We start from the raw sequence: 12,142 nt of genomic DNA on the forward strand, positions 1-12,142 counted from the left end.
GAGACGTTAAAACAGTGCGTTCTGCCCTGTTTTTCTGCCTTGATCTGTACAAGCAAGTTTCATGCAAAAAAAGATTAGATTACCACAAAAAAATTTAGGATTCCAAGCCATTGAAAAATAAAATGAAATAAAGTATAATCTTTACAATTTGGGCTGACGCAGAAATACGGTCCCTGGAGATGCTTAACACATTTCCAATCCCCAACAAACACACATAAGAAAGGACAGGTACCCCCATATGAAAGCATACCTTATATTGGAAGACGGCACTGTGTTCACCGGCACCAGCATTGGAGCAGAGCGTGAAGTGATCAGTGAGATCGTGTTCAACACTTCTATGACCGGTTATCTGGAAGTGCTCACTGACCCGTCTTACGCAGGCCAGGCAGTAGTTATGACCTATCCACTTATTGGAAACTACGGAATCTGCCGTGAAGACATGGAATCAGAGAGAGCATGGCCGGACGCTTACATTGTCCGGGAATTATCCAGGATCCCAAGTAACTTCCGCAGCGAAGACACCATTCAGAATTTCTTAAAGGAGCAGGATATCCCAGGTATCAGCGGCATTGATACAAGAGCACTTACAAAGCTTTTGAGAGAAAAAGGAACCATGAACGGCATGATCACGACTAAAGAGTATACAGACCACTCTGAGGTTTTAAAGCGGATCAGAAATTACTCCGTAGAAGGTGTTGTTTTAAAGACTACCACAAAGGAAAAATACGTTCTTCCCGGAACCGGAAAAAAAGTGGCTCTCATGGATTTTGGAGCAAAGAAAAATATTGCCCGTTCCTTAAATGAGAGAGGCTGTGAGGTAACGGTTTACCCGGCGGACACACCGGCAGAGGAGGTGCTGGCAGCAAACCCGGATGGCATCATGCTTTCCAACGGCCCCGGCGATCCAAAGGAAAATACGGCTATTATTAAGGAAGTAAAGAAACTTTATGACTCCAATGTGCCGATTTTTGCCATCTGTCTGGGACATCAGCTCATGGCCCTTGCAAACGGCATGGACACCTATAAATTAAAATACGGCCACAGAGGCGGAAACCATCCGGTGAAGGATTTGGAGACAGGACGAGTTTACATTTCTTCCCAGAATCACGGCTATGCGGTTGATAATGCAACTATTTCCCCTGAAATCGCAGAACCTGCATTTATCAATGTCAATGACGGAACAAACGAAGGCTTAAAATACACAGGAAAGAACATTTTCACCGTGCAGTACCATCCGGAGGCCTGCCCAGGCCCCCTGGATTCCGGATACCTGTTCGACCGTTTCCTGAAAATGATGGAGGTAAATGACTGATGCCAAAGAATCCTGAGATCAAAAAAGTTCTGGTGCTGGGCTCCGGCCCTATCGTAATCGGCCAGGCGGCTGAATTTGACTACGCAGGCACACAGGCCTGCCGCTCTTTAAAAGAAGAGGGCATTGAGGTTGTGCTCTTAAACTCCAATCCCGCGACTATTATGACAGATAAGGATATTGCAGACCGGGTATATATTGAACCCCTGACTGTAGAGGTGGTAGAGCAGTTAATCTTAAAGGAGCAGCCGGATAGTATTCTTCCTACTCTGGGTGGCCAGGCAGGCTTAAATCTTGCCATGGAGCTGGAAGACGCAGGCTTCCTTAAAGAGCACAATGTGCGCCTGATCGGAACTACAGCCCTGACCATCAAAAAGGCCGAGGACCGTGAGATGTTTAAGGAAACCATGGAAAAGATCGGTGAGCCGGTGGCTCCTTCTGATATCGTGGAGGATGTAAAGACAGGTCTTGAGATCGCAGCAAAGATCGGCTATCCGGTAGTGCTTCGTCCGGCTTATACCCTGGGCGGATCCGGCGGCGGTATTGCCCACAATCCGGAGCAATGTGCGGAAATCCTTGAAAACGGCCTCCGCCTTTCCCGCGTGGGACAGGTGCTGGTAGAGCGCTGCATCGCAGGCTGGAAGGAAATCGAGTATGAGGTTATGCGCGACGGAGCCGGAAATGTGATTACTGTCTGCAACATGGAAAACATTGACCCGGTAGGCGTACACACCGGAGACAGTATCGTTGTGGCTCCTTCCCAGACACTGGGAGATAAGGAGTACCAGATGCTTCGTACCTCTGCTTTAAACATCATCAGCGAGCTGGGGATCACCGGCGGCTGTAATGTACAGTATGCCTTAAATCCCGACAGCTTTGAATACTGCGTCATCGAGGTAAATCCCCGTGTGAGCCGTTCTTCTGCCCTGGCTTCCAAGGCGACCGGATATCCCATCGCAAAGGTGGCTGCAAAGATAGCTCTGGGTTATACTCTGGATGAGATCAAAAATGCCGTTACAAAGAAAACCTACGCAAGCTTTGAACCTATGCTGGACTACTGCGTAGTAAAGATGCCGAGACTTCCATTTGATAAGTTTATCAGCGCTAAGCGTGCTCTGGGAACCCAGATGAAGGCAACGGGCGAGGTTATGAGTATCTGCACCAACTTTGAGGGCGCCCTGATGAAGGCCATCCGCTCCCTGGAGCAGCATGTAGACTGCCTTCTGTCCTATGATTTTACAGAGCTTTCCTATACGGAGCTGGTAAATGACCTCTATAAAGTGGATGATATGCGGATCTGGCGAATTGCCGAGGCGCTGCGCCGTGGCTTCCCATACGGCCTGATCCATGAGATCACCCGCATTGACTTCTGGTTTATTGACAAGCTGGCGATCCTGGTAGAGATGGAGAAGGAGCTTCAGGCAGTAGGAGAAGGAAAGAAGGAGCTGACTCCTGAGCTGCTTGCTGAGGCAAAGCGCATTGAGTATCCTGACAATGTGATTGCCAGACTAACAAAGATGGAGCAGAGCGCTGTCAAGAAGCTGCGCTATGACAATAATATCCGTGCTGCCTATAAGATGGTAGATACCTGTGCCGCAGAGTTTGCCGCAGAAACTCCATACTACTATTCCTGCTTTGGAAGCTTCAATGAGGCAGAGAGAACAGAGGGCAGAAAAAAGGTTCTCGTTTTAGGCTCTGGTCCCATCCGTATCGGACAGGGAATCGAGTTCGACTTCTGTTCCGTACACAGCACCTGGGCGTTCAGCAAAGAAGGCTATGAGACCATCATCATCAACAATAACCCTGAAACCGTAAGTACGGACTTTGATATTGCGGATAAGCTGTATTTTGAGCCTCTGACACCGGAAGATGTGGAGAGCATTGTTGATATCGAAAAGCCAGACGGAGCAGTGGTTCAGTTTGGCGGACAGACAGCCATCAAGCTCACAGAAGCCCTGATGAAAATGGGCGTTCCGATCCTTGGAACAGCGGCTGAGGATGTAGATGCGGCTGAGGATAGAGAACGCTTTGACGCCATCCTGGAGCAGTGCGGTATCCCGAGACCTGCTGGCCATACGGTATTTACTGCCGAGGAGGCAAAAGAGGCTGCTCATAAGCTGGGGTATCCAGTTCTGGTCCGTCCCTCCTATGTGCTTGGCGGACAGGGAATGCAGATTGCCATCAATGATGAGGATATTGATGAATTTATCGGCATCATCAACCAGATTGCTCAGGAGCATCCGATCCTGGTAGACAAATATATCATGGGTAAGGAGATTGAGGTAGACGCTATCTGTGACGGTACAGACATCCTGATCCCCGGCATCATGCAGCATATCGAGCGTACCGGTATCCATTCCGGCGACAGTATCTCTGTTTACCCGGCACAGGATATTACAGAGAAAAATGTGGAAACCATTGTGGACTACACAGCCAAGCTGGCAAGAGCCCTTCATGTAAAGGGAATGATCAATATCCAGTTTATTGTAGACGGCGAGGATGTATATATCATCGAGGTAAATCCACGTTCCTCCCGTACGGTGCCTTATATCAGTAAGGTAACAGGTATCCCCATTGTTCCTCTGGCAACCCAGATCATCTGCGGACATACCATTAGAGAACTGGGCTATACGCCGGGCCTGCAGCCTGCAGCCGATTATATCGCCATCAAGATGCCTGTATTCTCCTTTGAGAAGATCCGGGGCGCAGATATCAGCCTGGGACCTGAGATGAAGTCCACCGGAGAGTGCCTCGGTATTGCAAAGACCTTTAACGAGGCTCTGTATAAGGCATTTGAGGGTGCAGGAATCCGCCTGCCTAAGTATAAGAAGATGATCATGACTATCCGTGAGAGCGAGCAGGAAGAGGCTGTAGAGATCGCACGCCGCTTTATTGCAGTGGGATATCAGATTTTCGCTACCAGAGGCACCGCCCGCACCTTAAATGCCCACGGAGTAAAGGCATATGAGATCCGCAAGCTGGAGCAGGAATCTCCGAACATCCTGGATCTTGTACTGGGCCATCAGATCGACCTGATCGTGGATATCCCGGCTCAGGGAGCAGAGCGCAGCCATGACGGCTTTATCATCCGCCGCAATGCCATTGAGACAGGCGTAAATGTCCTGACTGCCCTGGATACGGCAAGAGCACTTGTGACCAGTCTGGAGAACCGGGCCAAGGATCTGACACTGATTGATATTGCAACAGTGAAGAACGCTTAAAATTTTCAAAGGATGCTGCAGAAATAGAACATATAAGTTTTGTTTTGCAGCATCCTTTTGTTGTATGGTAAAATTCTAAAGCAGAAAATAAAGGGAGCCCTATGGGCTCCCTCAGAATTGACAGTATATCCAGTTATCCGTTTATAGTCGTTCCTGCCTCGCCCTTCAAAGCATCTTCGGCCTTGTCAAGAGAGGTGATAATTGCCTTGCGTCCCTTTCCGCACTCTAAAAAGTCTACGGATGCGGAGATTTTTGGAAGCATGGAGGCAAATTCAAACTGTCCCTGGCTGATGTAATCCTTCGCCTGGTCGATGGTCATGTTTTTGATGGGCTCTTCATGGTCTGTACCGTAATTTAAGGTAACATTGTCCACGCTGGTAAGGATCATCATTACATCGGCATCGGTTTCCTTTGCCAGAAGGCCTGTTGCCAGATCTTTTTCAATGATCGCGCTGGCACCCCGGAGATTGTACCCCTGTTCCATAACCGGAATACCGCCGCCGCCGCAGGCGATGACAATCTGATCAGCATCTAAAAGAGCCTTGATGGCGTCGATCTCTACAATGGCTACAGGATGGGGAGATGCCACGATACGGCGGAAGCCTCCTTCCACCTCCTTCACATGATTTCCCTTTGCCTCTTCCTCATCTGCTTCTTCACGGTTCATCACTCTTCCGATCACCTTTACAGGAGTATAGAAGGCTTCATCATAAGGATCTACCGTTACCTGAGTTAAAACAGTGCTTACAGGCTTATAGATGCCCCGGCGGATCAGCTCGGCGCGGATGCCGTTCTGCAGATCATAGCCGATATAGCCCTGGCTCATGGCGGAGCAGACAGACATGGGGGCAGAACTGTAGCCGTCATGCTGGCGTCCGAACTCGTTCATTGCAGTGTGGATCATGCCGACCTGCGGGGCGTTGCTGTGCACGATAGCGACCTGCCAGCCCTCCTGGATAAAGTCGGCGATCACCTTTGCAGTGCGCTGTACTGCTTCCTTCTGTTCCGGAAGATTAGTTCCCATATCCTTGTGGCCAATAGCCATTACAATGCGTTTTTTTGCCATATTCAGTCCCTCTCTTTGTATGCGGTGTTGTTATATCTATTTTAATTTATTATCTCTGAAAATGCAACGAAAAAAGATACTGGAAAAAGAAATGCACCCGTGATATACTGGCATCATGCAGCAAAATACAGACATACTGAGGAATACACAGATGGTGGAAAAGAAATCATTTCTCCCTCCGGGGTGGCAGAGGCTGCTCCTTGGGACGGTGCTTGCTGCTTTGGCAGGAAATATACTGGTCCGTCTGATCCCCTGGCCCGAGAGATGGATGATTTCTTATGGGGAAGTACAGACAGCAGAGCGTATGAGCCGGTCCTATTATCTGGCGCTTACCCTGGCGGCGGCTCCCATGATGGAGGAGGCGGTATTCCGGCTGGGTATTTATGGACTTCTAAGAAGAAAGCTTAGGCCGAAAGCAGCAGCTTTTCTTTCGGCTTTGGCCTTTGGCTTTTACCACGGAAACATGATTCAGGGCCTTTACGCTTTTTTACTGGGCTTTGTTTTGGCATGGGGATATGAGAAATGTCCCTGGGGAAAATACAGGATGGCGGTGCTGATGCACGCGGCTGCCAATGGGGCAGCCCTGCTGGCCTTCGGCTAAAGCTGCCTGCCGTCCTTATCTGTATACATGCAAGGAGGAAAAAACGTGAAATTACTTTCAGTAGCGATACCCTGTTATAATTCAGAAGCTTATATGGAGCACTGCATCCGTTCTCTTCTCACTGGAGGGGATGAGGTGGAGATTCTGATCGTAGATGACGGTTCCACAAAGGACCGGACGGCTGAGATCGCAGATGAATATGAAAAGCGCTATCCCGGTATCTGCCGCGCGATCCATCAGGAAAATGGCGGTCATGGCGAAGCTGTCAATGCGGGATTGAGAAATGCAACGGGCGTATTTTTCAAAGTCGTAGACAGCGACGACTGGGTAAATGAGGAAGCATATCAGAAGGTTCTGGAAACCCTGCGTCGGTTCGTTTACCGGGGGGAAGCTCTGGATATGTTGGTGACCAATTTCGTATACGAAAAAGAGGGAGCAAGACGTAAAAAGGTGATGAAATACCATACCGCCTTTCCAAAGGACTGCGTCTTTGGATGGAAGGATGTAAAATTTTTCATGATCGGTCAGTACATACTCATGCATTCCGTAATTTACCGGACACAGCTTTTAAAGGAATGCGGGCTGGAGCTTCCCAAGCATACCTTTTATGTAGACAATATTTTCGTCTACCAGCCCCTTCCCCATGTAAAAAATATGTACTATCTGGATGTGAATTTTTACCGCTATTTTATCGGAAGAACGGATCAGTCTGTCAATGAATCCGTGATGATCGGCCGCATTGACCAGCAGCTCAGGGTTACGAGGCTCATGCTCGGTTACTATGATGCCACTAAAATATCCAATCCAAAGCTGCGCCATTACATGATCCAGTATCTGGAAATTATGATGACTGTCTGCTCCGTTTTGGCGATCAAGTCAGGGACTGCGGAGAATCTGGCTAAAAAGAAGGAGTTGTGGAATGGGCTCAAAAAGCAGAATTTCCCTCTGTGGCTGCGTCTGCGCTGGGGATTTCTGGGACAGGGCTGTAACCTGCCGGGAAAGGGCGGAAGAGAGCTGCTGATCCTGGGATACAAGATCACACAGAAGTTTTATGGATTTAACTAACTAAAGTAAAAGAGCCGCCGGGGAAGCGAAATGATATGCTTTCCCGGCGGCTTATTTGGTTTATTTGCAGCCATGATCCTTATTCTAAAATTTTTTCCACAATCTTTTTTTCTTCTTCCACAGGGCTGCAGGCATAAACAAGATGATACATCATAGCAGCCATAATTCCTGCGCCGACTCCGTCGATCACGGAATGCTGCTTTAAAAATACAGTAGAAAGACAGATCGCTGCGGTTAAAATGGCTGCGCCTGCCTTTAAGGCAGTTTTTCCCTGAAACAGAGGGCTTTTATGGATGGCAATATAGGTACCGATGGAATTGTATACATGGATGCTCGGAAATACGTTTGTACAGGTATCGGTACGGTACAGAGCAGCCACGGCAGCAGTAAAAATATTTTTATCGGGGTCAAGAATCGGACGCAGACTGGTACCATTTTCAAAAAAGGTACAGATGATCAGGCTGATGGTCATGCCTGAAAACAGAAAGGTGCACATCCGGTAATAATCCTCTTTGCTTTTAATAAGGAAGTAAATCAGCGTCACTCCTACAAAAGCAAACCAGAGAAGATAGGGAATGATAAAATATTCATTAAAAGGAATCAGATCATCCAGAGGGGCGTGCATGAGATGATAATCGCGTGTCACTGTTTTTTCCAGATAACAGAACCAGGGAATATAGATAAAAAAATAACTTAAAAGCCATATATGGCTGTATTTGCGGAAGAAATCACAAACTCGTTTCATAGAACTGTTTCCCTTTCTAAGAGTTTAAAACGAATGTAAAGGAACTGTTAAAATTTGTAGATGTGCAAAATTATAGCACGGTAAAAATGGAAAAACAAGAGCTGGACAGAAATCTTAATAAAGTTTCGAGAGCTTTAAGAAGTTGCCCTGCAAACTGCGTCTTTTCATTTTATGTATCTTGTGTTATCATTATTATATGAAATAAATTTACATGTAAATGAAAGGACATGGCATGAGTGAAGCACGAAGCGTATTAGGCGTGATCTGTTCTTTCTATGACAGCTTTTTTGAGGCGGAAAAGAAGATTGCGGATTATATCATGGAGCACAAGGCCCAGGCAGTAGATATGACGGTGGGGGAGCTGGCAAGAGCCAGCGGCACAAGCGACGCTACGGTATCCAGATTTTGTCGCAGATGCGGGTTTAAGGGATTCCAGAGCCTAAAGCTGGCTTTGGCCAGAGAGGTGCTCAGGGAAGAACAGGACAGCCGGAAGGTGACAAATGATATTGACCGGGAGAATCTGTCCCAGTCACTTAACAATATTCTGGCAAATAAGGTTGCGGAGCTGACAGAAACGGTCCGTATGATGGATATACACAGCCTGGAAGAAATCCTTAAAAAGCTGGAAAAGGCCCGTATGGTTCAGCTGGCTGCAGTGGGAAATACGATCCCTGTGGCTCTGGACGGCGCTTTTAAGTTTAATCAGCTGGGTATTCCGTCTGTGGCCGGAGACATCTGGGAAACGCAGGCAGCTTATACCTTTAATCTGGGGCCGGAGGATGTGGTGCTCCTTATTTCCAATTCCGGTTTTTCCAGGCGGTTAAACACACTGGCTCAGGGAGCAAAAGAAAATGGGAGTACGCTGGTGCTGATCACGAATAACCCGGATTCGCCTCTGGCTTCGATCTGTGATCATAAAATTATTACGGCCACCAGAGAGAAGCTTCTTACAGAAGAATTCTGGTTTTCACGGGTCACAGCCACGGCGGTGATTGAAATTTTATATCTTCTTTTGCGGGCGGGAAAGAAGGATGCTATGGAACATATCCGCCGCCATGAGGAAGCTATTTCCTCGGATAAAAACGAAATATAGGTAAAATGTACAAAAAAGAGACGGTATCTGACAGGCAGAGGCCGTCTTTTTGTTTGAAGTGATGAAAATATAAGAGAAATAAAATTTCGTAAGAAATAATATTGACGAAAAATAAATATCGTACTATAGTATAGATGTGAAATTAAATTTCTTATAAACAAGGGGAGATGACATATGATTTACACAGTTACCTTTAATCCGGCTCTGGACTATGTGATCGCTGTGGATCATTTTGCTCAGGGAAAGGTCAACCGTACAGTAAAGGAAGATATTTTCTGTGGAGGAAAAGGGATCAATGTTTCTGTGCTGCTGGCAAATCTGGGAGTTGAGAGCACAGCTCTGGGGTTTGTGGCCGGATTTACGGGAAAAGAAATTGAAAGGGGGTTAAAAGCATTTGGGATCTCATCCGATTTTATCCATGTAAAAAGTGGAATGTCACGTATCAATGTGAAACTGAAATCGGAGGAAGAAACGGAGATTAACGGGATGGGCCCGGATATCCGGCCTGAGGATGTGGAAGCGCTGTTTGAAAAGCTGAACCGTTTAGGGAGCGGGGATGTGCTGGTGCTTTCCGGAAGCATACCGGCTGCTGTGGGAAATGATATTTACCGTAGGATCATGGAACAGTTAAAGGATCGGGGCGTGTGCATTGCTGTAGACGCAGAACGGGATCTGCTGACAGAGGTACTTCCATTAAAGCCTTTTTTGATCAAACCTAATAACCATGAGCTGGGGCAGATCTTTGGAAAGGAACTAAAGACGGAGAAGGAGATCATCGATGGCGCCATGAGCCTAAAAGACCGGGGAGCGGTCAATGTGCTGGTGTCCATGGCAAAGGACGGAGCAATCCTGGTCGATGAAAATGGAAAAGTCCACAGACTGGGAGTGTGCCGCGGAACGGTGAAAAATTCCGTAGGAGCAGGCGATTCCATGGTGGCGGGATTTCTGGCAGGATATTTAAAAACAGGAGATTACGATTATGCGCTGCGTCTGGGAACGGCCAGCGGAGGAGCGACGGCATTTTCAGATGGTATGGGAAGCAGAAAAATGATCATGGAGCTGTTTGCACAGCTTACAGAAAATGGAGGGAAGTAGAGGATGCGGATCACAGAATTGTTGAAAAAGCAAAGCATTGAACTGGGAGTGAAGGCAGCTTCCAAGGAGGAGGCTATTGATCGTCTCGTCGCCCTTATGGATGCAGGGGGGAGGCTGAATGACAGAGCCGGTTATAAGGAAGGGATTCTTGCAAGAGAAAGCCTGGGGAGCACAGCAATCGGGGAAGGGATTGCCATTCCCCACGCAAAGGTAGAAGCAGTAAAGGAACCGGGGCTGGCAGCCATAACAGTGCCTGAGGGTGTGGATTATGAGGCGTTTGACGGCTCTCTGTCCAATTTGATTTTTATGATCGCAGCTCCGGCAGGAGGAGAAGATGTACATCTGGAGGCATTATCCCGGCTTTCCACCCTGCTGATGAATCCTGGTTTTAAGGAAGCTCTGATCCATGCAGGATCAAAGGAGGAGTTCCTGGAGGTTATCGATCAGGCGGAAACGGAGCGGTTTGGGAAGAAAGAAGAAATGGATGAACCGGAAAAGGCAGCAGAACCGGAAAAAACAGGCTTTCGCGTGCTGGCAGTCACTGCTTGTCCCACAGGAATTGCCCATACCTATATGGCTGCTGAAAATCTGGAAAATACAGGGAAAAAACTGGGGATTTCCCTGAAAGCAGAAACGGATGGTTCCGGCGGCGCTCAGAATATTCTTACGAAAGAGGAAATCAGGGAGGCAGAAGCAATCATTGTTGCGGCAGATAAGAATGTGGAAATGGCGCGTTTTGACGGAAAGCCCGTTATCATGGTTCCGGTGGCAGACGGCATCCACAAGGCAGAAGAGCTGATCCGGAGAGCAGTCAGCGGTACAGTGCCGGTATATCACCATGAGGGCGGAACCTCCGAGGCAGAAGCGGAAGGAGATAAAAGTATTGGAAGAACCATTTACAAGCATCTGATGAACGGCGTATCCCATATGCTTCCCTTTGTGATCGGTGGCGGCATCCTCATTGCGTTAGCGTTTCTGCTTGACGATTATTCCATTGATCCGTCCAATTTTGGAAAAAATACCCCTCTGGCTGCATATTTAAAGACCATCGGCGAACAGGCCTTTGGAATGATGCTCCCGATCCTTGCAGGCTTCATTGCCATGAGTATCGCAGACCGTCCGGGACTTGCAGTAGGTATGGTAGCTGGTATGGTGGCGAAAATGGGCTGTACCTTTGCAAATCCTGCGGGCGGTGATGTAAATGCAGGCTTTCTCGGAGCTCTCTTTGCAGGCTTTGCTGGCGGTTATCTGGTGCTGGGGCTTAAAAAGATTTTTTCCAGACTGCCCAAATCCTTAGAAGGTATCAAGCCGGTGCTTCTTTATCCGGTGCTTGGAATTTTTGTGGCTGCTGTAATGACTACACTGATCAACCCATATATGGGTATGATCAATGATGGACTGACACATTTCTTAAATGGAATGGGCGGTGCCAGCCGTATTGTGCTTGGAATGGTACTGGGGGCTATGATGTCTATTGATATGGGAGGTCCCTTTAATAAAGCGGCCTATGTATTTGGTACTGCCCAGCTGGCAGAGGGGAATTTTGAGGTAATGGCTGCAGTGATGGCCGGTGGTATGGTTCCGCCGATCGCGATTGCCCTGTGCACCACATTTTTTAAGAAGAAGTTTACAGAAAAAGAACGCCAGTCCGGCGTTGTAAATTATATTATGGGACTATCCTTTATCACAGAGGGAGCGATTCCCTTTGCAGCACAGGATCCCCTTCGCGTGATTCCTGCCTGTGGGATCGGAGCGGCGGCTGCAGGAGGCCTTTCCATGGCATTCGGCTGTACCTTAAGGGCGCCTCACGGCGGCATCTTCGTACTACCTACCATTGGAAATCCTCTTATGTATCTGGCTGCTGTGATGGGAGGAGCTGTCGCAGGATGCCTGATTCTTGGACTTCTTAAGAAAAATATAGAAGAATAACAGATAGAAACAAGCCCG

At 47.9% G+C, this 12,142-nt stretch carries 9 protein-coding genes; 7 read left to right on the forward strand and 2 right to left on the reverse strand.

Annotated elements, in window-relative coordinates; all coding sequences use genetic code 11:
* Positions 1-238 precede the first annotated feature (238 nt).
* Together BN3656_RS08275 and carB are read left to right on the forward strand one after the other, a co-directional pair.
* Positions 239-1,312 (forward strand): carbamoyl phosphate synthase small subunit, encoded by a 1,074-nt coding sequence (locus tag BN3656_RS08275; RefSeq protein ID WP_066546429.1) that lies wholly within the window; start codon positions 239-241, stop codon positions 1,310-1,312.
* On the forward strand, positions 1,312-4,530 hold the full coding sequence (carB, locus tag BN3656_RS08280) for a carbamoyl-phosphate synthase large subunit (protein ID WP_066546431.1): 3,219 nt from the start codon (positions 1,312-1,314) through the stop codon (positions 4,528-4,530). The genes BN3656_RS08275 and carB overlap by 1 nt, the downstream gene beginning before the upstream one ends.
* A gap of 133 nt (positions 4,531-4,663) precedes the next feature.
* On the opposite strand, the gene arcC is transcribed toward carB, so the two are convergent.
* On the reverse strand, positions 4,664-5,596 hold the full coding sequence (gene arcC, locus BN3656_RS08285; RefSeq protein WP_066546437.1) for a carbamate kinase: 933 nt from the start codon (positions 5,594-5,596) through the stop codon (positions 4,664-4,666).
* Between the two features lie 151 nt (positions 5,597-5,747).
* Between arcC and BN3656_RS08290 the strand changes: the two genes are divergently transcribed.
* Together BN3656_RS08290 and BN3656_RS08295 are read left to right on the forward strand one after the other, a co-directional pair.
* The gene (locus tag BN3656_RS08290) at positions 5,748-6,197 is read left to right on the forward strand and encodes a CPBP family intramembrane glutamic endopeptidase (protein WP_066546440.1); all 450 of its coding nucleotides are present in this window, start codon (positions 5,748-5,750) and stop codon (positions 6,195-6,197) included.
* A gap of 45 nt (positions 6,198-6,242) precedes the next feature.
* Entirely contained in the window at positions 6,243-7,262 is a 1,020-nt protein-coding gene (locus BN3656_RS08295; protein ID WP_066546443.1) for a glycosyltransferase family 2 protein, read from the forward strand.
* A 79-nt stretch (positions 7,263-7,341) separates the two neighbouring features.
* Here BN3656_RS08295 and BN3656_RS08300 read toward each other — a convergent pair whose 3' ends face one another.
* Positions 7,342-8,007 (reverse strand): phosphatase PAP2 family protein, encoded by a 666-nt coding sequence (locus tag BN3656_RS08300; RefSeq protein ID WP_066546445.1) that lies wholly within the window; start codon positions 8,005-8,007, stop codon positions 7,342-7,344.
* Between the two features lie 232 nt (positions 8,008-8,239).
* On the opposite strand from BN3656_RS08300, the gene BN3656_RS08305 reads away from it, so the two are divergent.
* From BN3656_RS08305 to BN3656_RS08315, 3 genes are all read left to right on the forward strand, one after another.
* Positions 8,240-9,100: a MurR/RpiR family transcriptional regulator gene (locus BN3656_RS08305; RefSeq protein WP_066546447.1), complete on the forward strand. Its 861-nt coding sequence runs from the start codon at positions 8,240-8,242 to the stop codon at positions 9,098-9,100.
* A gap of 174 nt (positions 9,101-9,274) precedes the next feature.
* Positions 9,275-10,195, forward strand: a complete 921-nt coding sequence (gene pfkB / locus BN3656_RS08310) for a 1-phosphofructokinase (RefSeq protein WP_066546450.1) — start codon at positions 9,275-9,277, stop codon at positions 10,193-10,195.
* A 3-nt stretch (positions 10,196-10,198) separates the two neighbouring features.
* A complete protein-coding gene (locus BN3656_RS08315) occupies positions 10,199-12,124 on the forward strand; it encodes a fructose-specific PTS transporter subunit EIIC (protein WP_066546456.1) in 1,926 nt (641 codons plus the stop codon).
* Positions 12,125-12,142: the final 18 nt, after the last annotated feature.

This window comes from Clostridium sp. AT4 (assembly GCF_001517625.2).
In the GTDB taxonomy this organism is placed as follows: Bacteria; Bacillota; Clostridia; order Lachnospirales; family Lachnospiraceae; genus Enterocloster.

What these genes read in the sequence shown, in the direction of transcription:
- arcC (WP_066546437.1), bottom strand. Translation starts at nt 5,596, where the DNA reads ATGGCAAAAAAACGCATTGTAATGGCTATTGGCCACAAGGATATGGGA.
- BN3656_RS08300 (WP_066546445.1), bottom strand. Translation starts at nt 8,007, where the DNA reads ATGAAACGAGTTTGTGATTTCTTCCGCAAATACAGCCATATATGGCTT.
- BN3656_RS08275 (WP_066546429.1), top strand. Translation starts at nt 239, where the DNA reads ATGAAAGCATACCTTATATTGGAAGACGGCACTGTGTTCACCGGCACC.
- pfkB (WP_066546450.1), top strand. Translation starts at nt 9,275, where the DNA reads ATGATTTACACAGTTACCTTTAATCCGGCTCTGGACTATGTGATCGCT.
- BN3656_RS08305 (WP_066546447.1), top strand. Translation starts at nt 8,240, where the DNA reads ATGAGTGAAGCACGAAGCGTATTAGGCGTGATCTGTTCTTTCTATGAC.
- BN3656_RS08315 (WP_066546456.1), top strand. Translation starts at nt 10,199, where the DNA reads ATGCGGATCACAGAATTGTTGAAAAAGCAAAGCATTGAACTGGGAGTG.
- carB (WP_066546431.1), top strand. Translation starts at nt 1,312, where the DNA reads ATGCCAAAGAATCCTGAGATCAAAAAAGTTCTGGTGCTGGGCTCCGGC.
- BN3656_RS08290 (WP_066546440.1), top strand. Translation starts at nt 5,748, where the DNA reads ATGGTGGAAAAGAAATCATTTCTCCCTCCGGGGTGGCAGAGGCTGCTC.